Below are 24,180 nucleotides of genomic sequence, written 5' to 3' on the forward strand. Positions count from 1 at the left end.
TATACGCTTACGTATGGAGGATCGGAAATGAAATACCTAATGTGGATTGCCGCCGGCTTGATGGGCTTGACGAGTGCTGTTCATCTTTTTCTCGGGACTGGCGACATCATGTCACCGATTATGCAGGCCGAAACGCTCGATCCTGCGATACGCGCTATCGCGATGGTCGTCTGGCATATGGTTTCGCTAATGCTGCTGTTATCAACTCTGGCAATCGCCTATCTCGCACGGACGCCAAACCAGGCGTTGAAGTGGTTCGTTATCTCTATGCAGGTTGGCTTTACACTGATCTTTTTGTTTTACAACATCACCCATTTCGCCGCGCTTTTTGTGCTGCCGCAATGGACGGTCTTCCTAATTGTGCCAATTCTGATGATCTTCGCGCGCCCTAAAGCCGCTTGATTAGTGCGCTGCGCCTTGCATCGAGAAAGGCCTTGAGCGCGGGATAGGGCGTCAGCGCGATTGCGGTTTCATAAGAAGCAGCGGCAGCGCTCAACTGTCCCAACTGTGAACAAAGATGGGCACGGGTTGCATGATAGCTTTGAAGCCCCGCAACGGCGCGTGAATCAAGTGCATCCAGCACCGCCAGACCCGCCTCGGGCCCATGCACATGGCTTAGCGCGACGGCATATCCAATCTGCGCCCCGAGCGTCGGGAAAAGCTGGCAAAGGCCTGCATAAAGCTGCACTGCGCCGCGCCAGTCGGTGTCTTCCCCGTCGATGCGCCTTGCATGGACGGCTTGAATAGCGGCTTCCAACTGGAACCGCCCCATCTGGCCAAGCGCGCTGGCTTTGTGCAGCATCGCTTGCGCACCGCGCACGAGGGTGCTGTTCCAGTGCCTTGGGTCTTGTTCATCCAGTGGAACAAACGCGCCGTCCCTTATGCGCGCATCGCGCCGTGCAGCTGCAAAGCCCAGCAACGCCGCCAGCCCCAAGGCTTCTGCGTTGCCGGGAACCTGGGCGCAGAGAACGTCGGCCAGAAACAGGGCTTCCATCCCCAGATCATCCCCCGCGTCCAACCAATCTGCTGAATACGCCGCGTAGATCGCTTCCATCACTGCGCCAAGACGGGGCCGAAACGCGTCTTGCTCGGGGATAACAAAGGGAACGGCATTTACCTTGATCTTGTTTTTCGCGCGCACAAGGCGCTGTGCCATTGTTGCCTTTGGAACCAGAAAAGCCTGCCCGATCTGCTCTGCGTCGAGCCCCATAACGCATTGCAACATCAGCGGCGTATGCATCTTGGGGTCAATCGCTGGATGCGCGCAGACCAGCATCAATTGCAGCCGCCTGTCAGGAATCGCTTCTGTTGCGGGTTCGATGCCCATCTCTGTTGCTTCTTCCTCGGGTGCAAGTTTGGCTGAGCGCCGTTGAATATCTATCAAGCGATTACGCGCGACGCGCATCAGCCAACCGTCAGGATTGTCAGGCACACCCTCTTTGGGCCAAAGCGCGAGCGCCTTGGCAAAAGCATCGCTCAGCGCGTCTTCTGCGCTGGCAATGTCCGAACTGCGCGCTGCCAATATGGCAAGCAATCGTCCATAACTGGCGCGCGCCGCCGTTTCGGCCGCGCGCGCCGCTTGGATCATTCGTCGCCCATCGCCGAGGCGCGAATTTCGATCTTGCCGTATTGTGCGGCCGGGCATTTGCCCGCCCATTCAATAGCAGCATCCAGATCGGGTACGTCGATGACGAAATATCCGCCTAGCGTCTCTTTGGTTTCAGCAAAGGGGCCGTCCTGCACCTGAACTGACCCGCTCGCGGCGCTCAGGGTCGTGGCAGTCTCAACACCGTTGAGCCAATCGGTATCGACAAAAACACCCGCTTGGTTCAGCGCACCGATATAGGCACCATATACTTCTTTTTGTGCGGCCCAATCCTCGGGGGTCATATCGGCAAAGTCGGCGGGGTTGGAATAAAGTAAGAATGTATAACGCATTGAACTGGTTCCTTATGCAGCAGTGTTGAGGTTAGAAAGGCCCTGGTCGAGAGTTTTCCCGATCATGCCGTCCATGAAAAGCCCAAAAATCCGGGCAATCGGGTTGCGGCCCAAATCGGCCTCCATACGCCATTCCACGGCAGAGCCGCCCGCGCTTGGTCGGACTTCGACAATCTGTTTGGGCTGGCCCATTGCACCCATGTCGATATCGTAGCGCACGGAACTGTCTGTGACAGCAGATACCGTCTGGCTGCCTTTGCCGTCCTTGCCGTCAAAATGAAATCCAGATCCGACGCCACTGCTGGGCCCGAAGAGGGTGATCTTCAAAGCGGGATCGCTGCTCTTGTAGGGGTTTATTTTCTGATAGCCCTCGTTCGAAGCCAGCAGCGCGATCACGTCGCTGGGGCTAGCTTGCACTTGTGCGGATCGTAGCACAGTCACCTCGCGGGGCAAAAGCTGGGTCGCCAAAAGGGCAGCGGCGAGAACGCCTGCGCCAATGGCTGCGGTTGTCAGTAGGGTCATTTATCGTCTCCTTATCGCATAAAAGCAAAAGCGCTTTCATGGACATGACGAACGGGACAAACCCACAATCGACATCCTCCTAAAACTTTTTCAACTTTTTTCGGATTGATCCTAGTCAACGCAGGAAATTTTTAACGGGTTTACGCTTAGGCAGTCGAAAAGGAGTAACGCTATGTACGATCGTATCCTTGTTCCAATTGCAATAGATCACATAGATCATGCCGAACAATCGCTAAACGCCGCACGGCACATGCTTAATGCGGGCGGCACGATCAGTCTTGTAAATGTTATCGAAGACATTCCCAGCTTTGTGGAAAACTACCTGCCTGATGGCACGCTTGCGTCGAATGAGCAGCATGCGAATAAGGCGATGGATATGCTTGCTCACAAGACAGGTCACAACTACGACGCAGCTGTCATTCACGGCAAACCGCATATTTCGATTGTAGAGCATGCGAAAAAGATCAACGCAGATTGCATTGTCATCGCATCGCATAAGCCGGGGCTGGAGGATTGTTTCATCGGTTCAACCGCAGGGCGCGTCGTGCGCCATGCGAAATGTTGTGTGCATGTGCTGCGTTAGGTGGTCAGTTCGTCATAGCACTCCAGTGCTTTAGCCGCGTACATCATCGACGGGCCTCCGCCCATCTGGATTGTCATCGCCAGCACATCTGCGACCTCGTCGCGGGTTGCTTCCGCGCGTACCAGCGCTTCGACATGCAAAGCAATGCAGGCGTCGCATTTGGTCGCGACGGCAATTCCAAGGGCGACGAATTCCTTGGTTTTGAAATCCAGCACGCCACCCTCTTTGACTGTCTTTCCCAATGCGCCAAAGGCTCTGGCCGTTTCGGGAATGGCCTTGTTCAGGCTGCGCAACTGGTTGCGTGTTTCATCTAGTTTTTTGTTCCAAGCCATTAGAAAGCCTCCTGTATTCTCGCGTTCGATTTGCGCGTAACAGGGCAAGGCAGGCGATGGCTTTGATCTTAATCATATAGGGTAATAAAAGCGAAACCCCCGGTGCAGGGCACCGGGGGTCACTCAAGCTTTTAGCTAAAACGCAAACGCTACCCGAGAAGGCGACGCGCAATGACCTGAGCTTGAATTTCGCCAGCACCTTCAAAGATGTTGAGGATACGCGCGTCACATAGGATGCGGGAGATCTTGTATTCCAGCGCGAAACCGTTGCCGCCGTGGATTTGCAGCGCGTTGTCCGCCGCCGCCCAAGCCACGCGGGCGCCCAAAAGCTTGGCCATGCCAGCTTCCAGATCGCAGCGACGACCTTCGTCCTTTTCACGCGCGCTGAAATAGGACAGCTGACGTGCTATCATGATTTCAACGGCCATCATGGCCAGCTTGCCAGACACACGTGGGAAGTTGATTAGGCTTTTGCCGAATTGCTTGCGGTCCTCGGCATACTGCATGCCAACGTCCAGCGCGGATTGCGCCACGCCGATTGCACGGGCCGCTGTTTGAATGCGGGCGCTTTCAAACGTCTCCATGAGCTGTTTGAAACCTTTGCCTTCCTCGCCGCCAAGCAGGTTTTCACCCTTCACGTGGAAACCGTCAAAGGCCAGTTCGTATTCTTTCATGCCGCGATAACCAAGCACTTCAATCTCGCCGCCTGTCATGCCCTCTGTCGGGAAGGGGGCGTCGTCGGTGCCGGGGGTCTTTTCGGCTAGGAACATCGACAGGCCTTTGTAGTTGTCCGTCTCGGAATCCGTACGCGCGAGCAGGGTCATCACATGGGTGCGCGCGGCGTGGGTGATCCACGTTTTGTTGCCCGTCACTTTGTAGTCGCCGTTCTCGTCCTTCACAGCGCGCGTGCGCAAGGAACCGAGGTCAGAACCTGTGTTGGGCTCGGTGAAAACAGCAGTCGGAAGCGTTTCGGCAGACGCAATACGCGGCAACCATTTGGCTTTTTGTTCGTCCGTTCCACCCGCGATAATCAGCTCCGCCGCAATTTCTGAACGCGTGCCGAGCGAGCCAACGCCGATATAACCGCGCGACAATTCCTCGGACACAACGCACATGGATGCTTTAGACAGACCAAAGCCGCCAAATTCCTCGGGAATAGTCAGACCAAAAACACCCATTTCCGCCAGTTCCTCGATGATTTCCATCGGGATCAACTCGTCCTTGAGGTGCCATTCATGTGCAAAGGGCTCTACCTTTTCAACTGCGTAACGGCGGAATTGATCGCGGATCATTTCCAGCTCTTCGTCAAGACCAGAGGCACCGAACATAGTCGCGCCTGCTTGTTCCTGCATCAGTTCAACCAACCGTGAACGCGCGGCCTGAGTGTTGCCGCCTTGTGTGAGCGTCTGAATGGCCGGTTCCATCATGGCGCGCATATCGTCTTGGGTCAGGCCGATATCTTGCAAGCGCAGAATTTCTCCCTGATTCATCGGGATGCCGCCATAGAGCTGCCAAAGGTACTCGCCAAACGAGATTTGAAGCAGCAGTTGTTCCAGCTCGCCTAGCTTGCCTTGTGCGTTCTGGCGCTCGGCCCAGCCGTGCATCTGGCGCAGGCTTTCAACATAGGTCGCAACCCAAGCAAGACCATGGCTAGCCGTTTGATTTTCCTCAATAAGTACGTTAGAAACACGCCCGTCTTCGCTTACCAGTGCGCGTAGTTTTTCGCGCGCAATTTCCAGGATTGCCTCGATGGGACCAAGTGCGGCCTTGGTCGTCTGCAATAGATCGGGGAGGATCACGGGTGTGCTCATTGTCATATCCTGTCCATCATGGGCCATCGGGAAAACTCCTTAAAACGCTTCCGGGTCAATTAATCCTTTCGCACGTGCAGCGCAACAAAAATACGAAATCTTGCAAAAAATTGTTTTAATCTTGCGCATTGATTTGGTGCTTTTCTGACCTACGCAGCCGCGACATGCACTGTTATGAGCAAGCATGGACATGTTTTTCTCGATTCTCCCGCTAAGCCTATGGATTGCCGCTTTTGCCATCGCGGTTTTGGCAGGCGTGGTGAAGGGGATTGTCGGGTTTGCGATGCCTATGATCCTTTTGTCGGGGCTTAGCACCTTTACGACACCCGAACTGGCCTTGGCGGGGCTGCTGCTTCCCACGCTTGTTACCAACGCGATGCAAGTCTTGCGCTACGGTCTGTCGGCGGTTTGGGATGCCGTAAAGCGATTTCGCGTCTTTCTAGCTGTCGGCGCGGTTATGATTTTTTCATCGGCACAGCTTGTCCCGATCCTGTCAACGCAAGCGCTCTTGCTGGGCATGGGGGCTGCGGTGACGTTCTTTGCGCTCTGGCAACTTTCAGGACGCGCACCAGCGCCGGGCAACACAGCACAAAGCCCGCGTCTTGATGCTCTGGTTGGCGCCTTTGCTGGTTTTGTCGGTGGCATCTCGGGCATGTGGGGGCCTCCGACCGTGGCCTATCTCACGGCGATTGGCACTGAAAAGCGGCAGCAGATGCTGGCGCAGGGTGTGATCTACGGCTTGGGTGCGGTCTTGCTGGTGATCGCGCATACGCACTCGGGCATATTGAATGCACAAACGCTCCCTTTCTCGCTCGCACTGTTGTTGCCCGCGATCTTGGGCATGTGGATCGGCGCGCGGATTTCGGACCGCGTCGATCAGGCGACGTTTCGCAAAGTGACATTGATCGTGCTCATCATCAGCGGACTTAACCTTTTGCGCCGCGGCTTCTTTGGCTGACGTCAACGCCCGCTCGAAAAGACCTGTAGCAAATGATGTGGCGCTGTACGGGCAAGGCGCAAAGCCGGCCAGCTGGCAGCGATGATCGCTGCAAGAACTGCGATCAAACCCAGCAATATGTATGACTTCGGAAAGACGAACATCGGCAATTGCCAGCCAAAGGCCGCAACGTTGACGACCGCCAAAAGGGCCCACGACAGCGCCAGCCCTAAGGGAATTGCCAAGCAGGTTACACATCCGGCCAGAACAACAGAACGCATTAGCTCCAAGCGTCCTAGCTGTGCGCGGGTAATCCCGAGCGCCCAGATAGGGGCCAGCTGCGGAAGCCGCATCTGGCTTAGTGTTAGCAGGCTCATCATGATAGAAAATCCCGCGACGCTAAGCGTCAGAACGTTTAGCGCGGCAGTGACTGTGAAAGTCTGCTCGAAGATCCCGAGCGAGAGCGCCTTTATTTTGGCTTGGTTCGCGATTGCTGTGTCTGGCAGGTCAAATTCGCTTTGCAAAAGCGTTGTGATCGCCTCTACCTGATCGCTTGTTACACGCAGACCAAAACGTAGCGCAGGCGTATCAGGGTAAAGCGCGCGAAATGGCTCTAGCCCGATAATCATTTGCGGAGCAGGATTGCCGTAATCCGAATAGATCCCGACGATACGTTGGTCTTGCGCGCCGGGGACCGTATCGCCGACACTTAATCCTGCGCGCAAGGCAAGTTGTTCGTTAATCAATGCCGCATTCGGCTGTTGTAGCGCGTCCCATGCATTTGGGGCCTGTTCAAGCAGCGGCCAGTGATCGCGATAGGTCGCATGATCCTTTATCGCAAAGACCTCGCCCGATTGCCCGTTCAGGCGAATTGGCGCGCTGATGATCGGTAGAATGGCGTTAACCTTGCCATTCAATATGGTTTGCAAACGGTCCGCTTGTGCCTCTGTTTCCACAGTTACGTAAAGTTCAGAGGCAAGCCGCTGATCCAGCCAGCCTGTAAAGGTCAGTCGGAAACTGGACACCATGGTGCTGACGCCCACGTTTGTCGCGATTGCCAGCAAGAGCGCCATCAAAGCCATTGATAGACCCGGCACCTGACTACGCGTGTCCGCCCAGAACCAATGGGGCAAGGCGGCCCGAGTGCGGCGCTCCATGAAGGCCAGCGCGCGATCTAGGAGCCAAGGCAATAGAAACGCGGCTCCGATCAAAAGGCATCCGAGCAATATGAAACCTTGCAACAGACCTGTCGCCGTCAGGCTTAATCCGAACGCAAGCGCCAGCAGAACCGTCCCAGCCAAAGCCAGCATCGCAATTATGCGCCGCGCCGCGCTTGCCCATGCTTGCGGAGTTCCAGCCTCCATCAATGCCACGCGCGACAGACGAAACAGCGTGCCAGCGCTGGCGATCAATGTACCCCCGATTGCCATGGCAAGACCGGATAGCCACCAATTCGCGCGGATTTGCAAACCGCCTGTGAGTTCCGCGCCATAAAGCCCGCGCAGGGTTGCCGCGACATCTGGAAGCAAGGCCGCAGCGATGAGATATCCAAGCAATACGCCAAACAATCCGGCAAGCGATGCAAAGATGAGCAGTTCACCGATCAACATGACAATCAACGCGCGCAAGGACACCCCAAGCGCCCGCAAGGTGCGAAACATAGCGCGGCGCTGCTCGAACGCCAAACCAATCGCGCCGTAAACGATGAACAGGCCGACCGCAAAGGAAAGCAGGCCAAAGGCAGTGAGGTTAAGATGAAAGCTGTCTGTTAAACGCGCGATGTCATCATTTCCGGTTTGCTGCGTGATCGGCGTTAGATGTGGGGTAACTTCGTTTAACTCAGTCCTGCCAATCGGTTGATCGGGCAAAATCACCAAATAGTCCAAAGCATCGCCGCGTTTCAAAAGCCGCGCAGCTAGCCCGATATCAACCATGGCAGTACCGCTTGGCAGGGCGGCGTCGATCGTATGTTCGATTCCCATGGTCTGCATTGCCTCAACCACGTCCGCCGCAACCAAAGCAAAGCCGCGATTAGAAAAGAAACGCTCCAAGGGCAGTGATTGCAAATCCCTGGCTATGCTTGTCGCGGGGGATGTCAGCGGCTCGATGCCAAGCAAGTGTAGTGTTTTTCCATCAACCACAAGCTCGCCCGAAATTCGCGGGGACACCAGCCATCCAGCGCGGCGCAACGCGGTGAAATCCCGCGTCACGAGTGCGGCGCCCTGTTTCGCGACCAGTCGATCCATCTGGCCTTGTGTCACCTGTGCGGCGGCTGCGCCGTAGCTTGCACGCGCTTCTGAATTGATCGCCTGCACGCCCGTCCAAAGTGCTGTTGCCAAGGCTAAACCGACGAACAGTGTAAACAGTTGCAACGGGTTACGTAGCCAATGCGAAAGCAGCGCGCGCTGGGCAGGGCGGTAATTCATGTCGCGATGACCCCGCCCTTAAGGACGAGTTGGCGATCAAGAACGCCCGCATGCGCGCTGGAATGGGTGACCATCAGCAGCGCCGTGCTGGTTTCGCGGGTGATCTCTAAAAGCAACGCCAATACGGTTTGCGCTGTGTCCTCATCCAGGTTCCCCGTGGGCTCATCCGCCAAGATCAACGCTGGTTTGGCGGCAAGCGCGCGGGCTATAGCCACGCGTTGTTGTTGCCCGCCAGAAAGCGCTTCGGGATAGGCATTCAGGTGATCCTCAAGCCCCATGCGCTGCGCCAGCGATGCGCACCAATCTGCGTCATGCGTTCCTGCAAGCTGCGCTTGAAAACTGATGTTCGCGGCGACATTCAGGCTTGGAACCAGATTGAACTGCTGAAAGATGATCCCCACCTTTTGCCGCCTGAGCCCCGCGCGTTTGGTATCACTAGGATCGGACATCAGCGCGCCGCTAATATGAATCGCGCCACGACTTGGAACGTCTAGCCCGCCGATCAAATGGAGCAACGTGCTTTTGCCTGATCCAGACTCGCCCATCAACGCAAGGCTTTGCCCCTCTGCCAGATCAAGAGAAACACCGCGCAATACATCGACGCTACCTGAACCAGCGATATAGCTTTTATGAACGTTCTGCGCTTTCAAAAGCATTGCGGCCTCCAACATTACTTAGCCCTTTAGATAGCGCTGGGCGCGGCGATACAAGCGGAGCACTGCCGCATCTTTAACGCGGCGTTTACGAGCGCTTTGAATTCCTTTAAAAGCCCGCTCTATTGCTTGCCCTCCAAGTGCGTGGATTGACGATTGAATAAGACGCTTACAGTATTTGCAGCCCTAACAATGCTTGCAGCCTGCGGTGACCCTTTGGCGAAGGTGGACAAGTTGTCTTCGGTCGAGCTGGCGGATGACGCAGTCACGGTAGGCGCGTTGCCCGATCCAACGCAAGGCAGTACGCCGAAAGGCTTGTTCTCGGGCCTGTTCGGGGCAAAAGAAGAAGCAGCACCTGTTGTGGCACTGGAAACGGCACCCCTTGAGGGAACAGATGGTGCGGTGAGCGCCGCGCTATCCTCGGAGGTGGCAGCAGCGCCGGTGCCGAGTACTGAAAAACGCGGCTTGTTCGGCTTTTTGCGTGCGAAAGAGGATGTCCAAGCCGCCGTGCCTGTCCAGGAGATTGTGACAGTAGAACCTACGCAGGATGCGGCAGGTGAAGCAATTGTCGAAAATGCAAAGGTCGAAGCTGTTACAGCAAGCGCGCCTACAGCACAGGCGAAACCGCGCAAAGGTCTGTTCGGCCTGCTTGCAGGCGCACGTGCCAAAGAGCAAAGCCTGACAGACGAGCCAGACGTGCAAACTGCCTCGCTTGGCCCTGTCACTGCGCCATCCGCTCCATCCGCGCGCGAAACAAAACAATCAGTGCTCGCAAAACGCACACGCGCGCACAAGGGACCAGATGTTCAAATCGTTCCATACGGTTCCACCTTGCCGTCCGGTGCGGTGGCGCGTGTTTGCGATCTGCCAAGCGGGCGTTTGGGTAAAGAGGTTGGCAAGTTCCCCGAACGCGGCCGCGGCTATAAAATGTTTGATAGCAATCCAAGCGCGGCGGGTGCACGCCCGTTTTATGTGACAGGGTTCGACGATAATTGCGCCCGCACTTTCACAGCGGCGCTCGCGCTGTTCGGCAGCCCGACAATGCATGAACAATTGCGCTATGGCCTGCCTAGTTCCGTTCAGCCCTACAGCACGACGGACAAGGCCTATGAGGGTGTGAAGCAATCGGTGTGCGGCGTCGGTAGAAAGAAAGCCTGCGGTGCCAAGATCGGTTTGCTTGAAAAAGATACCGTCTTTATTTCGATTTATGATCGTATTGGCAGCAATTCGACATGGTCAAACGTGCTGTTGCACAAGGGATGGGTGCTCGCTGCGGATCGCAAAGGTTAAGATCCGAGGTAGCCCCCGATGATTGCGATGAATGCGCCAATGTGAACAACCATAATCGCGCGGTCTTTCCACATGACGCCGACGATGAACCACAGGAAAATGCCAATGACGAATGCGGCGATGTTCCAAGGCACGATATTTAGCCCAGTGAGGCCATAGCCGATAAGCTGAATGACAGTGGCAATCCATTTTACAATGTCTACGGGTTTCATGTGAGCCACTCTATTTGGTTTTCAATAATGCGGCGGTCTTTCGTCGCCGAGCACGATTCCACCGCCACCCTGTGCCTCACGTTCACCTTCGCGCGACATCAGCATTTGCACACGATGCGTCAGAACCGCAATTTCGCGTTCCTGACGTGCAACAATATCAGACAACTCATCTGCTGTTCTTAACAGTTCCGCTGTCTTTTCTTCCAGGGCTTGAATACGTGTATCACTCATATTGCCGCGCTATCATGGCGCTGCATCCTGCGCAATTCCCGTTGCACTGTTGCCCCCTTAGCCGATGGGCGGTAAAGGGCAGGCATCCTAGCCAATGAGAGAGAGACATCATGGCCAAAGTGAAAAAAGCCCCCCGCCCCAAGGCCGCCGCGCCAAAGGGATTTCGCGACTATTTCGGCGCAGAGGTAACAGAGCGCGCAGAGATGCTACAAAAGATTGCAGGGGTCTATCATCGCTATGGCTTTGACGCGCTTGAAAGCTCGGCTGTTGAGACGGTCGAGGCGCTGGGCAAGTTCCTGCCAGACGTGGATCGCCCCAATGAGGGTGTGTTCGCGTGGCAAGAGGACGACGATGCCGATTGGCTGGCGCTGCGTTATGATCTGACGGCGCCGTTGGCGCGGGTCTATGCAGAGAACCGCAATGATTTGCCCACCCCCTATCGCCGCTATGCGATGGGGCCGGTGTGGCGCAATGAAAAGCCGGGGCCGGGGCGCTATCGCCAGTTCTATCAATGTGATGCGGATACCGTTGGCGCATCCAGCGTTGCGGCGGATGCAGAGATTTGCGCGATGTTGTCTGATACTTTGGAAGTCGTGGGCATCGCGCGGGGCGATTACATTATCCGTGTCAACAACCGTAAGGTTTTGAACGGTGTCATGGAGGTCTGCGGCATCGCGGGCGATGATAAAGCGGACGAGCGCGGCATTGTTCTGCGCGCGATTGACAAGCTGGATCGCCTTGGCGTCGACGGTGTGCGCGCGCTTCTTGGCGAGGGCCGCAAAGACGAAAGCGGCGATTTCACCAAAGGTGCTGGGCTAAGCGATGCACAGGCTGACATCGTCATGGGCTTTATGGATGCCAAGCGCGAAACAGGCACGGCGACTGCGGCGCGTCTAAGCGAATTGGTTCAAGGATCGCGCGTTGGCGAGGAAGGTGTGAACGAATTGCTCACCATCGCCGAGTTGCTAACGGCGCAGGGCTATGGCTCTGATCGGATCGAGATCGACCCGTCTGTCGTTCGCGGTCTTGGCTACTACACCGGCCCTGTTTACGAGGCTGAACTGACCTTCGAGATCGAAGATGAAAAGGGGCGTCCACGCAACTTTGGGTCTGTCGCGGGTGGGGGTCGCTATGATGATCTGGTGAAGCGTTTCACAGGTCAGGAAGTACCCGCAACGGGCGTGTCCATCGGCGTTGATCGCCTGCTCGCTGCGCTGCGTATGAAGGGCCGTGTAAAGAGCCATTCAAGCGGTCCTGTCGTGGTGACTGTCATGGATAAGAACCGCATGTCGGATTATCAAAGCATGGTCGCGGAGCTGCGCGATGCGGGTATCCGTGCAGAGGTTTATCTGGGCAATCCCAAGAACTTTGGCAACCAATTGAAATATGCGGACAAGCGGAACTCGCCCATCGCGATTATCGAAGGCGGGGACGAAAAAGAGAATGGCGTTATCCAGATCAAGGACCTGATCCTTGGCGCGAAGATTGCCGAAAGCGCGACGCTTGAAGAATGGAAAGACCGCCCCAGCCAATATGAAGTGCCACGCGAGCAATTGGTCGCGAAGGTGCGCGAAATTCTGGAAAGCCAAACCACTGACAACCAAGAGGCTGAGTAGGCATGAACGGCGTAACTGCAAAAGCGAATGCGCTGCGCGCACGTTTTGAATCCTTGGGCGCTGTGCCGATTGAGACGTCGATCTTGCAACCTGCCGGCACGTTGTTGGACCTTTATGGCGAAGACATTCGTGCGCGGGCCTATATTACGTCTGATGCTGCGCGCGGCGAGCAAATGTTGCGTCCCGATTTTACGGTGCCAGTGGTACAGATGCATATGGCCGATGGCGCAGAGCCTGCCCGCTACACCTATGCGGGCACGGTTTTTCGTCGTCAGGAAGAGGATGAAAGCCGCGCGAATGAGTATGCGCAGGTTGGCTATGAAGTGTTCGATCGGGCCGAGCCGATTTCGGCGGATGCCGAGGTTTTCGCGCTGATTGCACAGGCCTTGAGCGATGCGCCTGTGCGTGCGTCTACAGGGGATATCGGCATCCTTGTGGCTGCTGTTTCAGCGCTTGAAACGAGCGAGGCGCGCAAGGGTGCGTTGCTGCGTCATATCTGGCGCCCCCGCAGGTTCCGCGCGCTTCTGGACCGCTATTCCAAACCCGCGGTCAAGCGCGAGATACTGGATGCGAGCAATCCGTTTGAGGGCGTCGCGCCAGAGATTGGCCTGCGTAGCAAGGCAGAGGTCGAAGCGCGGCTCGAGGCCCTGCGCATTGATGCAGAAACGCCGCCCATTTCGCCCCGCGAAATCGAGTTGATCGAGGCACTTTTGAATGTGCGCGAAATGCTACCTTTCGCGCTGGAACAGCTTCGTGATCTGGCGGTTGATTTGCCAGCGATCAGTGCCGCTGTGGAACGTTTGAATGCGCGCATGGTTGCGCTTCGGGTGCGCGGCGTGGATGTGGACCAGCTGGAATTCGAAACCAGCTATGGCCGCAGTTTGATGGAGTATTACGACGGGTTTGTTTTTGGCTTTTATGCGGAAACACGCGCCGATCTGCCGCCAATTGCGACGGGCGGGCGTTATGATGCGCTTACACGGCGCTTGGGGCAGGGGGCTGAAATTCCAGCGGTGGGCGGTGTCATTCGCCCCGATCTGTTGATGATCCTGGAGGGCGCGGCATGAGTATCAAGCTGGGAGTGCCATCCAAAGGCCGTTTGATGGAAAAGACATTCGATTGGTTCGCCGCGCATGGTGTGCGATTAAGCAAGGCCGGATCAGAACGCGAATATGCGGGCGTTGTCGAAGGTGTTTCGGGTGTTGAACTTGTGCTGCTTTCGGCTGGAGAAATCCCGCGAGAGCTTGCTGCGGGGCGCATTCATTTGGGCGTCACGGGCACTGATTTGATCCGCGAAAAGCTTAGCGGTTGGGAACAACGCGTTGAGGAACTGGCACCGCTCGGGTTTGGTCATGCCGACCTGATTATCGCCGTGCCTGACTTTTGGGTTGATGTGCGCACGCTGGATGACCTTGATGCTGCCGCCGCAATGTTTCGCGCGCGAAACAACTTTAGATTGCGCATTGCTACCAAGTATCACCGTTTGATCCGCGATTACCTGCGTCAGAACGGAGTTGCGGACTATCAGCTTGTGGATTCCCAAGGCGCGACAGAAGGCACGGTAAAGAACGAAACGGCTGAGGCTGTAGCAGATATTACATCGACTGGTGAAACCCTGCGCGCCAATCATTTGCGCCTGTTGGATGACGGGCCGGTGCTGAAGTCACAAGCGACCTTGTTCCGCTCAAAGTCAGCTGGAATGGGCGATGCAGAGCGCGATGATTTTGCAAGTCTGCTTGAGACACTGAAGCTGGGTTGAAGGCAATCGCGCCCGTTCATCCGGGCGCGAGAATGCTTAATTCAGGCGGTATGGGTTAAGATATTCTTGCCCCGAGTGAAATTAATTCACATGATAAGTAAAATAGCGCTGCTTTTGTTGAGCAGCCTATTCACTCGTGCGCTGATGCCTACGATAGTTGCAGGAAGGGTAATCTGAATGAAATCCATCGAAGAGCTCAAAGCAGCCCTGGGGGCGGCGACGGCCAAGGTAAATGCCCACGTTGCCACGCGCCTTCCGCTCGCCAATCGCGATGATTTTGAAGCGGCGTGTCGCGGACAGATCGCGTCCTTGCCCGAGGGTGGTGTGTTGAACGCGGCCGGACGCAAGGCGTGGGACATTGCGGATTTTGATTTCCTTGAAGCGGATTGCCCAAGCAGTGTGAATCCGTCGCTTTGGCGCATGGGGCAACTTAACAAGATATCTGGGCTGTTCGAAGTGGTCGATGGCGTTTGGCAGGCCCGTGCTTGCGATTATGCCAATATGACGATTATTCGGGGCGAGAGTGGCTGGATTCTGGTTGATCCATTGATGACAGCGGAGTCTGCCGCCGCTGCGTTGAAACTGCTCAATGATACGTTGGGCACGCGGCCCGTTAGCGCAGTGCTCGTCACCCATACGCATCCAGATCATTTTGGCGGCCTTAAGGGCGTGACGGGCGATAACCCTGTGATCTACGCGCCAGACGAGTTTATGACCTATGCGGCGTCCGAAGGGGTGCTTGGCGGCAATCATACGTCACGCCGTGCGATTTATCAGTTTGGATTGACGCTGGAGCCCAGCCCCGAAGGCGTCATCGATGGCGGCATTGGCAAGACCGTTGCCAAGGGCACGCGCACGTTTGTGGAGCCAACCGAGTTCATTTGTGAAACCGGTGAAGAGCGTGTGATCGACGGGGTTCGCATCCAGTTCCAGATGGCAAGCGGTACAGAAGCCCCAGCCGAATTCACCTTTTACCTGCCGGATCACAAGGTTCTGTGCATGGCAGAGGTTTGCACGCAAACCATGCATAACATTCTGCCCCCACGCGGCGCACAGGTGCGTGATGCTTTGCTTTGGGCGCAAACAATCGACGAAGCCTTACTGTTGTTTTCCGCTAAGACGGATGTGTTAATCAACTCGCACAACTGGCCTGTCTGGGGGCAGGAAAACGTCATGAGTTACATGGCTGAACAGCGGGACATCTATAAGTACACGCACGATCAGACATTGCGTCTCGCAAACCTTGGACATACGCCAAACGAGATTGCAGAGCTTATCAAAGAGCCTGACTGGCTAAGCGAGAAGTTCCACGCGCGCGGGTATTATGGTTCGCTCAAATTCAATGCGCGCGCGGTGTATCAAATGTATTACGGGTTTTTCGATGGCCAGCCCGTCAACATTGATCCACTGTCGCCCGCGCAACTTGGCACGCGATTTGTCGATGCTGTCGGCGGTGCTGATGCGGCGCTGTTGGTTGCGCAAAAGGCGGTTGAGTCCGATGATCTGCAATGGGCTGCGACTGTCTTGAATCACATGGTTTTTGCAGGCTGCGCGAGCGAGGATGCGCGCAGGCTTTTGGCGGAAGTGTATCGCCATCAAGGCTATCGCGAGGAATCGGGTATCCTGCGAAACTCCTATCTTTCGGGTGCCAAAGAGGTTGCCGAAGGTATCACACGTTTGCCCATGACGGGGGGGCGGATCGAGGATCTTGCCGCGACGCTGAGCCTGACTGATTGGTTCAACGCTTTTGCGCTGCGCCTGAACCCCGAGCGCGCGCGCGGCGTTGATCTGACGCTCAATTTCAATGTGGATAATGCGCAGGCGGCGGTCACGGTTTGTCGTCAGGTTGCCTTTGTGCGCGAGGGACATTTGGCGAGCAATGCACAGGCCAGCATCACGATATCGCAAGCACAGCTTGAAGCGCTTGGCGGTGGAAAGCTTTCGATCGAAGACGCGATGAAAGAAGGCGTGATCGTTGAGGGTGATACCGCGGTGGTCACGCGGTGGTTAGACCTGCATGACAGTTTTGATTTCTGGTTCAATATTGTTACGCCATAGGACATTCATCAAAAGGGAACCCAAAGCATGACCCGCACGTTAGACTTTGACTATGTGGTCGTTGGCGGTGGGTCTGCTGGCTGTGTCATGGCCGCGCGCCTTGCTGCGCAAAGCGGGGGTAGCGTTGCGCTGGTGGAACGGGGGCGCGGGGATACCAATCGCTGGATTCATATCCCGGGAACCTTCTTCAAAGCGTTGCAGGGGCAGGACGCCGATGCGGTAACATCCGAGCCTGATGCCTCGCTTGGTGGCTTGCCATTCAACGTTCCGCAAGGGCGTGTTCTGGGGGGCGGGTCGTCCGTAAACGGGATGATCTACATGCGCGGCCAAGCACGGGATTATGATGATTGGGCGGACATTCATGGATGCACGGGTTGGGCTTATAAGGATGTTTTGCCGATCTTCCGCCGGCAAGAAAAGAACGCGCGCTTTTCGGATGAGTTTCATGGGACAAAGGGGGCGTTGGTTGTTTCAGATCCTTCAGCGCCGCATCCTGTTTCAAAGCGTATTATTGAGGCCGCGATTGCGGCGGGCATTCCCGCGACGGATGATTTCAACGGTGGCACGCAGGAAGGTGCGGGTTGGTATCAGGTGACCGCCCATGGCGGGCAACGCCAATCAGCAGCCCATTGTTTTTTGAAGCCGGAGCTTGGGCGGGAAAACTTGCAGGTCCTGACGGGATTGATGGCGCAGCGGCTGCGCATTGAAGGTCGCCGCGCGCGTGCAGTTGAAGCAAAGGATAGCGCTGGAAACGACATTTTGATCCGCGCTGCGCGTGAGATCGTTTTGACAGCCGGTAGCTTTCATAGTCCCAAGCTGTTGATGCTTTCGGGCATTGGGCCAAGGGCTGAGCTGCTGCGCCATGGCATTGATGTCGTCCATGACGCAGCTGAAGTTGGTGCCAATTACCAAGATCATGTTGGCGCACCTGTGACACGGATGCTGACGGGCATGAAGGGTCTATACGGGCAGGACAAAGGGTTCGCCGCGATCAAGAACGGAATTGATTATTTTCTGTTTCGCCGTGGATTGCTGACCTCGAATATTCTGGATGCAGGGGCCTGCGCAGACACCGACGGGGACGGTCGCCCAGACGTGCAGTTTAACTTTGCACCCTTCGCGCCGAGCAGACCAGGACAGCCACCGATGGCCTGTCAGGCGGTGCAGGTACATCCGATGACGATGCGCCCCAAATCGCGCGGGCGCCTTGGCTTGCAATCGCGCGACCCTGCGGATCAGCCAAGCTTCATCGCGGACGCATTGGCGCACCCCGAGGATTTGGACACGCTGCGACGTGGTGTGCGCCTTGCGCAGGATATCTTTGCGCAAACACCGCTTCGGGACATTGTCGGCGATGAGATATGGCCTGGCGAGGGCGTAAATACCTCTGTCGGCTCTAACAATCTGGATGATGCGATCCGCGCGCAGGCGCGTACGATTTTTCACCCTGCTGGCACATGTCGGATGGGCCCGACGCCTTCGTCCGTGGTCGATTTGCAACTGAGGGTTAACGGCGTCGAGGGGCTTCGCGTTGCAGATTGCTCTATCATGCCAGCGCTTGTGTCAGGCAACACCAATGCGCCGACCATGATGATCGCGGATAAAGCGGCAGATGCGATTTTGAATGGCTAGAACGCGCCTTCGGGCGGTTTGTCGATGAAATGCTTCCGTACTTACCTTACGCCTGCGGCAAAATAAGGATCGCCCGAAAATCGTTGACGTTTGTGAGTGTCGGTCCCGTGATGATCTGGCTTTCTATTCGGGCAAAAAAGGTGTGCGCGTCGTTGTTTGCGAGCGCAGTTTGCGGATCGGTTTTTGCGTTTCGGGCCAAGGCGGGCATGTCTGGTCCTGCGTAGGCACCTGCGACTTCGGCAGCGCCGTCCACTCCGTCAGTGTCACAGGCAAGCACATGAATTCCCGCCTGTCCGTTCAATGTGACCGCTGCCGAAAGCACGTATTCTGCGTTTGGCCCACCAACGCCGTCGCCGCGCCGCGTGACGGTGCATTCTCCGCCTGACAGTAGCAGGATCGGCTTGTCCCCCTTTGCCAGCTTTGATTGTAGCGAAAGGGCGAATTCGGCCTGCTCCACAGCCAGATCGCGCGCTTCGCCCTCTAGCGCATCGCCAAGGATGCGAACATCAAGCCCTTCGTTGGAAGCGATGGCGGCAGCGGCTGCGAGGGAATGGGAGGGCGCAGCTATGATCTTCGTTTCGGCCCGCGCAAGGCGAGGGTCATCTGGATGGATCACGTGGGAGTCATTCGCGATGGCCTGTCTGATATTTGGTGCAACTGGAATTTTATGCCGTTCAAGAATTGCCAGCGCATCCTGCGGAGTGCTCTTGTCACCTACAGTTGGGCCAGAGGCGATTTCCGCGGGGTCGTCCCCGGGCACATCGGAGATCAGCAGCGTTAGCAAACGGGCGGGATAGCAAGCGGCGGCGAGCTGGCCGCCTTTGACGCAGCTGAGATGCTTGCGCACGACGTTCATGTCCCCGATTGCCGCGCCTGACGCGAGCAAAGCGCGATTGACTTCAATCTTATCCGCCAGGGTAAGCCCGGGGGTTGGCGCGCAAAGCAAGGCAGAGCCACCGCCCGAAATTAGGGCGATCACGGTGTCATCGGCAGTGAGATCGGAGACCTTTTCCAGAAGGCGCTGCGTCGCCATTTGTCCGTTCGCATCTGGGACAGGGTGCGCAGCCTGCGCGATTTCGATGCTTTTTGTCGGGCGCTCATAGCCGTATCTTGTAATCACAAACCCTTTGCAGGGGCCATATTCAGCCTCGACAGCTTCGGCCATGCGCGCGCTTGCCTTACCCGCACCGACGATTACCAAGCGCCCCGTTGGGCGGGGCGGCAGGTGTTGGGCAACAACGCGCATCGGATCGGCGGTTGCGACGGCCTCTTTGAACAATTGGGTCAGAAAGTCTTTTGGCTGAGCTGCGTGATTGGCCATCTAATTCATCCCTGTTTTTTGTAAGGATCGCGCGTTTTTCGAATTTGTAGCTATTCCAGGGTTTCGGCCACCTTCGAAAACCGGTCACGAAATTTTTCTAGCGCACACCGATTTCCGCCAGTGCGGCGCTTAGCTCCGCTGGCATTGGTTCTTCATGGGATTTACCCTCTGGCAGGTCTGCTGGCGCGTCCTCGGGTTTGAGATAACGCCAGCCTTGAAAGGGTCGTTTCAGGGCATGTTGGGTCAGGATCAATCCCGGTTTCATCACGATGGCGCATCGGCGAATGCCGTCGTCGCCAATCACTTCATCGAGACGTAGGATGGGCTGGCGGGCTTGGATGACGCCTTTGATGACCCAGTAAATCGACCCGCCCTTCAGAATTTCTTCTTCGCGTTTGGGCCACATTCGGGTGACGTGGCGGTGCAAACCGTCCGACGCAGCGGCGCGCATCTGTTGCCAGTCTTCCAGTCCCTCGACCGATTCTGTGCCAACACTCAGTTTAATAAGGTTTATGTGTGTGTTCACAGAAAGTTTCCCAGTTTTGCACTACATATGGTATGCAGTTTGAGAGCAACATCAAGGTGTGGTAATTTCATGACGTTTTCACAACTCCTGTATTTTGACCCAAAAGCTCGTTGCTGCCTATGGATACCATCTGTAGTAGACTTGTTAAATCCGCTGCACACCAAGGGAATCGTCTGATGAATCGTTTTGCTGCCCCAATCGCCGAGCAAATTTGGGATATGAAGTATCGCTTTAAACAAGCGGACGGCAGCCCCATTGATGCTACGGTCGAGGACACATGGGGCCGCATCGCCAAAGATCTGGCGAAAGTCGAAGAAGATTCCGAGCATTGGGAAGAGCAGTTCTATGCTGCGCTTGAAGATTTCAAATACCTGCCAGCAGGCCGCATTACCGCAGGTGCAGGTACCGCACGCAATGTGACGCTGTTCAACTGCTTTGTTATGGGCACAATTCCTGATTCCATGGGCGGCATTTTCGAGATGCTGAAAGAAGCGGCGCTGACGATGCAGCAGGGCGGTGGCATTGGTTACGATTTTTCGACCATTCGCCCCAAAGGCGCGGATGTGAAGGGCGTGGCGGCAGATGCTTCCGGCCCTCTCTCGTTCATGGATGTCTGGGATGCGATGTGCCGCACAATTATGTCCGCAGGTTCGCGTCGCGGCGCGATGATGGCAACGATGCGCTGTGACCACCCTGATATCGAAGATTTCATCACTGCCAAGTCCGATGCAGCGCGCTTGCGTATGTTCAACGTTTCTGTGCTGATTACCGATCCGTTTATGGAAGCGGTGAAGGCAAACGGGACGTGGGATTTGATGTTCGATGGCATAGTCTATCGCACGGTGAACGCGCGTGATCTTTGGGACAAGATCATGAAGGGCACCTATGATTATGCCGAGCCGGGCGTGATTTTCATCGACCGTATCAACAAGGCCAACAACCTTGGGTATTGCGAGACGATTGCAGCAACGAACCCTTGCGGCGAGCAGCCTTTGCCACCCTACGGCGCGTGTTTGCTTGGCTCTATCAACATGGCGCGCCTGGTTGCGGATCCTTTTGAAGCTGAAGCCTCGCTTGACATTGTCGCGTTAAATGAACTGGTCGCGACGGCCGTGCGTATGATGGACAACGTCGTGGATACATCGCGTTTTCCGCTTGAAGCACAAGCGCGCGAAGCGGCTGCAAAGCGACGGATTGGTCTGGGGGTTACCGGTCTGGCCGATGCGTTGTTGATGGTCGGTTTGCGTTATGGATCCGAGGAAGCGGCGCGTCAGACGGACGAATGGTTGCACGCGATCGCCCGCGCCGCCTATCTGGCGTCAGTGGAATTGGCCAAGGAAAAGGGTCCGTTCCCCTTGTTCGACGCAGAGGCGTATCTAGCCAGCGGCGCAATGGAAGATATGGACGAAGATGTGCGCGAAGCGATCCGCGAACATGGTATTCGCAACGCTTTGCTGACCTCGATTGCACCGACGGGCACGATCAGCCTTTATGCAGGTAACGTATCTTCGGGCATCGAGCCGGTGTTCGCCTATGCCTACACGCGCAAAGTTTTGCAAAAGGACGGATCACGTACGGAAGAAGAAGTCGTCGACTACGCTGTGCAAATGTGGCGTGACAAGTTTGGCGATAAAGAGCTTCCGGATTATTTTGTGAACGCGCAGACGCTGGCACCGCTGGACCATGTGCGCATGCAGGCTGCGGCGCAGAAATGGGTTGATAGCTCTATTTCCAAGACGATCAATTGTCCTGAGGACATCAGCTTTGATGATTTCAAAGAGGTCTACATGGAGGCGTGGGATAGCGGCTGTAAGGGCTGCACGACCTACCGCCCGAACGATGTGACCGGGTCTGTTTTGAGCGTAAGCGAGCCCAAAGATGCCCCCGAAGTCATCGCCAATACGGACGCAGAGCCACAGCGCCCGCATGGCGATGTGGTCTACATGTCCGAGCCTTTGGATCGTCCGCAGTCCTTGGAGGGCGCGACTTACAAGTTGAAATGGCCAGACTCTGAACATGCGATCTATCTAACCGTAAATGATGTGATTGTCGGCGGGCGTCGTCGCCCGTTCGAAGTGTTCATCAATTCCAAGAACATGGAGCATTTTGCCTGGACCGTCGCATTGACGCGGATGATGTCGGCTGTGTTCCGTCGCGGCGGAGATGTGACCTTTGTGGTTGAAGAGCTGAAAGCGGTCTTCGATCCACGCGGTGGTGCATGGGTTGGCGGTAAGTATATACCTTCCATCCTTGCAGCGATTGGCGGCGTTCTGGAACAGCATATGATCCAGATCGGCTTTCTTGAAGGTGAAGGCATGGGCCTGAAAAGCGATCCGCAAGCGCAGGTTATCGGGATGACGCCAAACCGCGGCAAGGCATGCCCAAGCTGTGGTCAATATGATCTGCGGATGGTCGAGGGTTGCATGACCTGCGGAAGCTGCGGTCATTCCAAGTGCGGATGATCTGAGCGGTTCAGAGGAACGCTGAACGCACAATACCCGCGCGCCGCGTTTCGATCACGCTTAGAATGTCGGTGATGGGCAGGCCTGTTCTTTGGATCAGGGCTGCCTTGTAGGGCGGCAGATTTGTGCATTCCAACAGGATGTGTTTGTGCGATGGTTTGATCTGTGCTGCGACATGCGCGCAGATTTCAGCGCTGGCACGTACTTGGTCCAGTTCCGCCCGATTGTTACTGATGACATCGCGTAGGTGGCAGGTTTCTGGCAGACCAATAATGCTGGTTGCATAGTCTGCACGCGTGCCGAGATGCCGGGTTCCAAGACGGGTCGCATCAAAGGTCAAGATCATCAGTTCTTCGGGTTGATAGCGAGCACCAAGATCCGCTAGCGCGATAAGGGACGAGCTGACGAAGGGGCGATCAGTTTGCGCCGCGAGGTGGGTTTGCCAGTAAGACAGGAACCCGCAGGATGTCGCAATGACATCGCCTTTGGCGCGTTTCAGGGCTGTCTCAAATGGGGTGATGTCGATGTTGTCGGGCCTATCCGTGACGATCTTGGAAACCGTCGCGGCGGGAATGCGGATAATCTCAACCTCACCTTGATAGGTTTCGGGGCAACCGACATCCCCCGGAACACGCGGAAATGCTGTGTCCAGTTGCAGGATCGACAGGGCAACGTGCATCGCTATTGCCGGACGTTCTCGGGCAGCCATGTCGCAAGCTCTGGGAAGGCCACAAGGATGACCACCATGAGCAGCATCAGGCCAACCATCGGGATTGCGGTTTTTGATATGTACCCGATCTCGTGACGCGTCATGCCCTGAAGCACGAAGAGGTTGAAACCGATCGGCGGCGTCACTTGCGCCATTTCGACAACGACCACGACCACGATGAAGATGCCGAACCAGATCACGTCAATGCCTGCTTGGCGGATCATCGGTTCGACAATCGCCATGGTCAGGACGACGGATGAAATGCCGTCAAGGAACATGCCGAGGATGATATAAAAGACGGTGAGTGCCGCGATCAGGGTGATGGGTGAAAGCTGCATTTCGTCGATCCACGCAGCAAGGGCGCGCGGCAGGCCCGTGAAGCCCATGGAGAGCGACAGGAAGGCCGCGCCCATCAGGATAAGCGCGATCATCGCAGAGGTGCGGGTTGCGCCCATGAGGCTTTCCAGAAAGACGCTGGCAGAGAGCGAACGTTGGAAAGCGGCGAGGGTGAGCGAGCCTAGCACGCCTACGGCAGCAGCCTCTGTCGCGGTGGCCCACCCGAAATACATGGAACCGATGACGGCGAAGACCAAGAGCAGAACGGGGATGAGAAAGCGGGACTCAGCCAGCATATGCCCGAAACTCATCGCGGGTTCCGGTGCGGGGCGTTCGTGCGGGCGGAAGAAATGCCATGCCATGATGTAGGCCATGAAAAGGCTGGCGAGCACGAGGCCCGGAATGATGCCTGCCATGAAGAGTTTGATGATGCTTTCGTTGATTGACACGCCATAGACAATCAGCGTGAGCGAAGGTGGTATCATCAGGCCCAAGGTAGCAGCGCCTGCGAGCGTGCCGATAATCATATATTCAGGATAGCCACGCTTGCGCAGTTCCGGGATCGACATTTTTCCGACGGTTGTCAGGGTCGCAGCGGAGGAGCCGGATACGGCGGCGAAAATTGTGCAGCCCGCGATGTTTGTGTGCAGTAGGCCACCGGGCAGCCAGCGCATCCAGGGGGCAAGGCCGCGAAACATGTCTTGGGATAATCGGGTGCGATAGAGAATTTCGCCCATCCAGATGAACAGAGGCAAAGCGGTCAATGTCCATGAGCTGGAGCTTGTCCAGATTGTGGTAATCATCGCATCGCCTGCGGGGCGTACAG

Annotated in this window: 23 protein-coding genes; 10 read left to right on the plus strand and 13 right to left on the minus strand. The window is 56.3% G+C overall.

The features are described 5' to 3' along the window. The first annotated feature begins 27 nt into the window (after positions 1–27). On the plus strand, positions 28–402 hold the full coding sequence (locus WBC85_RS10760; RefSeq protein ID WP_424436571.1) for a hypothetical protein: 375 nt from the start codon (positions 28–30) through the stop codon (positions 400–402). Here WBC85_RS10760 and WBC85_RS10765 read toward each other — a convergent pair. From WBC85_RS10765 to WBC85_RS10775, 3 genes are read right to left on the minus strand one after another with little or no spacing between them, the layout of a single operon-like run. Continuing rightward, positions 389–1,588, minus strand: a complete 1,200-nt coding sequence (locus WBC85_RS10765; RefSeq protein WP_424436574.1) for an RNA polymerase sigma factor — start codon at positions 1,586–1,588, stop codon at positions 389–391. The genes WBC85_RS10760 and WBC85_RS10765 overlap by 14 nt on opposite strands. Continuing rightward, positions 1,585–1,938, minus strand: coding sequence for a YciI family protein (locus WBC85_RS10770; RefSeq protein ID WP_424436577.1), 354 nt, complete (start codon positions 1,936–1,938; stop codon positions 1,585–1,587). Before WBC85_RS10770 ends, WBC85_RS10765 begins: the two co-directional genes overlap by 4 nt. Positions 1,939–1,950: 12 nt before the next feature. Beyond that, on the minus strand, positions 1,951–2,460 hold the full coding sequence (locus tag WBC85_RS10775) for an SRPBCC family protein (RefSeq protein WP_424436580.1): 510 nt from the start codon (positions 2,458–2,460) through the stop codon (positions 1,951–1,953). Positions 2,461–2,632: 172 nt separating this feature from the next. Here WBC85_RS10775 and WBC85_RS10780 point away from each other — a divergent pair, with 172 nt between their 5' ends. Then, the gene (locus tag WBC85_RS10780) at positions 2,633–3,043 is read left to right on the plus strand and encodes a universal stress protein (protein ID WP_424436583.1); all 411 of its coding nucleotides are present in this window, start codon (positions 2,633–2,635) and stop codon (positions 3,041–3,043) included. On the opposite strand, the gene WBC85_RS10785 is transcribed toward WBC85_RS10780, so the two are convergent. After that, positions 3,040–3,375, minus strand: a complete 336-nt coding sequence (locus WBC85_RS10785) for a carboxymuconolactone decarboxylase family protein (protein ID WP_424436586.1) — start codon at positions 3,373–3,375, stop codon at positions 3,040–3,042. The genes WBC85_RS10780 and WBC85_RS10785 overlap by 4 nt on opposite strands. 149 nt (positions 3,376–3,524) lie before the next feature. Further along, positions 3,525–5,213 (minus strand): acyl-CoA dehydrogenase family protein, encoded by a 1,689-nt coding sequence (locus WBC85_RS10790; protein WP_424436589.1) that lies wholly within the window; start codon positions 5,211–5,213, stop codon positions 3,525–3,527. Between the two features lie 157 nt (positions 5,214–5,370). On the opposite strand from WBC85_RS10790, the gene WBC85_RS10795 reads away from it, so the two are divergent. Continuing rightward, positions 5,371–6,144: a sulfite exporter TauE/SafE family protein gene (locus WBC85_RS10795; RefSeq protein WP_424436592.1), complete on the plus strand. Its 774-nt coding sequence runs from the start codon at positions 5,371–5,373 to the stop codon at positions 6,142–6,144. 2 nt (positions 6,145–6,146) lie between these two features. On the opposite strand, the gene WBC85_RS10800 is transcribed toward WBC85_RS10795, so the two are convergent. After that, a complete protein-coding gene (locus tag WBC85_RS10800) occupies positions 6,147–8,549 on the minus strand; it encodes an FtsX-like permease family protein (RefSeq protein WP_424436595.1) in 2,403 nt (800 codons plus the stop codon). Beyond that, positions 8,546–9,205: an ABC transporter ATP-binding protein gene (locus WBC85_RS10805; protein WP_424436637.1), complete on the minus strand. Its 660-nt coding sequence runs from the start codon at positions 9,203–9,205 to the stop codon at positions 8,546–8,548. The genes WBC85_RS10800 and WBC85_RS10805 overlap by 4 nt, the downstream gene beginning before the upstream one ends. A 153-nt stretch (positions 9,206–9,358) precedes the next feature. On the opposite strand from WBC85_RS10805, the gene WBC85_RS10810 reads away from it, so the two are divergent. Beyond that, entirely contained in the window at positions 9,359–10,492 is a 1,134-nt protein-coding gene (locus WBC85_RS10810) for a hypothetical protein (RefSeq protein ID WP_424436598.1), read from the plus strand. Here WBC85_RS10810 and WBC85_RS10815 read toward each other — a convergent pair. Beyond that, complete coding sequence (locus WBC85_RS10815) at positions 10,489–10,704, minus strand: DUF6552 family protein (RefSeq protein WP_424436601.1); 216 nt, start codon at positions 10,702–10,704, stop codon at positions 10,489–10,491. The two genes, WBC85_RS10810 and WBC85_RS10815, sit on opposite strands and share 4 nt — an antisense overlap. 21 nt (positions 10,705–10,725) lie before the next feature. Then, entirely contained in the window at positions 10,726–10,935 is a 210-nt protein-coding gene (locus WBC85_RS10820) for a SlyX family protein (RefSeq protein WP_424436604.1), read from the minus strand. A gap of 110 nt (positions 10,936–11,045) precedes the next feature. Between WBC85_RS10820 and hisS the strand changes: the two genes are divergently transcribed. The 5 genes from hisS (at position 11,046) to WBC85_RS10845 (ending at position 18,000) form a co-directional block, all read left to right on the plus strand. Further along, entirely contained in the window at positions 11,046–12,551 is a 1,506-nt protein-coding gene (hisS, locus tag WBC85_RS10825) for a histidine--tRNA ligase (RefSeq protein ID WP_424436607.1), read from the plus strand. Positions 12,552–12,553: 2 nt separating this feature from the next. Beyond that, positions 12,554–13,618 (plus strand): ATP phosphoribosyltransferase regulatory subunit, encoded by a 1,065-nt coding sequence (locus WBC85_RS10830; RefSeq protein WP_424436610.1) that lies wholly within the window; start codon positions 12,554–12,556, stop codon positions 13,616–13,618. Next, positions 13,615–14,310: an ATP phosphoribosyltransferase gene (hisG, locus tag WBC85_RS10835; protein WP_424436613.1), complete on the plus strand. Its 696-nt coding sequence runs from the start codon at positions 13,615–13,617 to the stop codon at positions 14,308–14,310. The genes WBC85_RS10830 and hisG overlap by 4 nt, the downstream gene beginning before the upstream one ends. A gap of 177 nt (positions 14,311–14,487) precedes the next feature. Continuing rightward, complete coding sequence (locus WBC85_RS10840; protein WP_424436616.1) at positions 14,488–16,368, plus strand: alkyl/aryl-sulfatase; 1,881 nt, start codon at positions 14,488–14,490, stop codon at positions 16,366–16,368. Between the two features lie 27 nt (positions 16,369–16,395). Further along, on the plus strand, positions 16,396–18,000 hold the full coding sequence (locus WBC85_RS10845; protein WP_424436619.1) for a GMC family oxidoreductase: 1,605 nt from the start codon (positions 16,396–16,398) through the stop codon (positions 17,998–18,000). Between the two features lie 46 nt (positions 18,001–18,046). Here the strand turns inward: WBC85_RS10845 and WBC85_RS10850 are convergent, their stop codons facing one another. Together WBC85_RS10850 and WBC85_RS10855 are read right to left on the minus strand one after the other, a co-directional pair. Then, complete coding sequence (locus tag WBC85_RS10850; protein ID WP_424436622.1) at positions 18,047–19,321, minus strand: glycerate kinase type-2 family protein; 1,275 nt, start codon at positions 19,319–19,321, stop codon at positions 18,047–18,049. Between the two features lie 97 nt (positions 19,322–19,418). Beyond that, a complete protein-coding gene (locus WBC85_RS10855) occupies positions 19,419–19,847 on the minus strand; it encodes a DUF1489 family protein (RefSeq protein ID WP_424436625.1) in 429 nt (142 codons plus the stop codon). A gap of 176 nt (positions 19,848–20,023) precedes the next feature. Here WBC85_RS10855 and WBC85_RS10860 point away from each other — a divergent pair, with 176 nt between their 5' ends. Next, positions 20,024–22,309: an adenosylcobalamin-dependent ribonucleoside-diphosphate reductase gene (locus WBC85_RS10860; protein ID WP_424436628.1), complete on the plus strand. Its 2,286-nt coding sequence runs from the start codon at positions 20,024–20,026 to the stop codon at positions 22,307–22,309. Between the two features lie 10 nt (positions 22,310–22,319). Here WBC85_RS10860 and WBC85_RS10865 read toward each other — a convergent pair whose 3' ends face one another. Beyond that, a complete protein-coding gene (locus WBC85_RS10865; RefSeq protein ID WP_424436631.1) occupies positions 22,320–23,018 on the minus strand; it encodes a hypothetical protein in 699 nt (232 codons plus the stop codon). Continuing rightward, a partial coding sequence (locus WBC85_RS10870; protein WP_424436634.1) for a TRAP transporter large permease occupies positions 22,991–24,180 on the minus strand: 1,190 nt, incomplete at its 5' end. The genes WBC85_RS10870 and WBC85_RS10865, both read right to left, overlap by 28 nt.

It is taken from the genome of Planktotalea sp., assembly GCF_049680325.1.
Taxonomy (GTDB): domain Bacteria; phylum Pseudomonadota; class Alphaproteobacteria; order Rhodobacterales; family Rhodobacteraceae; genus Planktotalea.

What these genes read in the sequence shown, in the direction of transcription:
- WBC85_RS10760 (WP_424436571.1), top strand. Translation starts at nt 28, where the DNA reads ATGAAATACCTAATGTGGATTGCCGCCGGCTTGATGGGCTTGACGAGT.
- WBC85_RS10765 (WP_424436574.1), bottom strand. Translation starts at nt 1,588, where the DNA reads ATGATCCAAGCGGCGCGCGCGGCCGAAACGGCGGCGCGCGCCAGTTAT.
- WBC85_RS10770 (WP_424436577.1), bottom strand. Translation starts at nt 1,938, where the DNA reads ATGCGTTATACATTCTTACTTTATTCCAACCCCGCCGACTTTGCCGAT.
- WBC85_RS10775 (WP_424436580.1), bottom strand. Translation starts at nt 2,460, where the DNA reads ATGACCCTACTGACAACCGCAGCCATTGGCGCAGGCGTTCTCGCCGCT.
- WBC85_RS10780 (WP_424436583.1), top strand. Translation starts at nt 2,633, where the DNA reads ATGTACGATCGTATCCTTGTTCCAATTGCAATAGATCACATAGATCAT.
- WBC85_RS10785 (WP_424436586.1), bottom strand. Translation starts at nt 3,375, where the DNA reads ATGGCTTGGAACAAAAAACTAGATGAAACACGCAACCAGTTGCGCAGC.
- WBC85_RS10790 (WP_424436589.1), bottom strand. Translation starts at nt 5,213, where the DNA reads ATGGCCCATGATGGACAGGATATGACAATGAGCACACCCGTGATCCTC.
- WBC85_RS10795 (WP_424436592.1), top strand. Translation starts at nt 5,371, where the DNA reads ATGGACATGTTTTTCTCGATTCTCCCGCTAAGCCTATGGATTGCCGCT.
- WBC85_RS10800 (WP_424436595.1), bottom strand. Translation starts at nt 8,549, where the DNA reads ATGAATTACCGCCCTGCCCAGCGCGCGCTGCTTTCGCATTGGCTACGT.
- WBC85_RS10805 (WP_424436637.1), bottom strand. Translation starts at nt 9,205, where the DNA reads ATGCTTTTGAAAGCGCAGAACGTTCATAAAAGCTATATCGCTGGTTCA.
- WBC85_RS10815 (WP_424436601.1), bottom strand. Translation starts at nt 10,704, where the DNA reads ATGAAACCCGTAGACATTGTAAAATGGATTGCCACTGTCATTCAGCTT.
- WBC85_RS10820 (WP_424436604.1), bottom strand. Translation starts at nt 10,935, where the DNA reads ATGAGTGATACACGTATTCAAGCCCTGGAAGAAAAGACAGCGGAACTG.
- hisS (WP_424436607.1), top strand. Translation starts at nt 11,046, where the DNA reads ATGGCCAAAGTGAAAAAAGCCCCCCGCCCCAAGGCCGCCGCGCCAAAG.
- WBC85_RS10830 (WP_424436610.1), top strand. Translation starts at nt 12,554, where the DNA reads ATGAACGGCGTAACTGCAAAAGCGAATGCGCTGCGCGCACGTTTTGAA.
- hisG (WP_424436613.1), top strand. Translation starts at nt 13,615, where the DNA reads ATGAGTATCAAGCTGGGAGTGCCATCCAAAGGCCGTTTGATGGAAAAG.
- WBC85_RS10840 (WP_424436616.1), top strand. Translation starts at nt 14,488, where the DNA reads ATGAAATCCATCGAAGAGCTCAAAGCAGCCCTGGGGGCGGCGACGGCC.
- WBC85_RS10845 (WP_424436619.1), top strand. Translation starts at nt 16,396, where the DNA reads ATGACCCGCACGTTAGACTTTGACTATGTGGTCGTTGGCGGTGGGTCT.
- WBC85_RS10850 (WP_424436622.1), bottom strand. Translation starts at nt 19,321, where the DNA reads ATGGCCAATCACGCAGCTCAGCCAAAAGACTTTCTGACCCAATTGTTC.
- WBC85_RS10860 (WP_424436628.1), top strand. Translation starts at nt 20,024, where the DNA reads ATGAATCGTTTTGCTGCCCCAATCGCCGAGCAAATTTGGGATATGAAG.
- WBC85_RS10865 (WP_424436631.1), bottom strand. Translation starts at nt 23,018, where the DNA reads ATGGCTGCCCGAGAACGTCCGGCAATAGCGATGCACGTTGCCCTGTCG.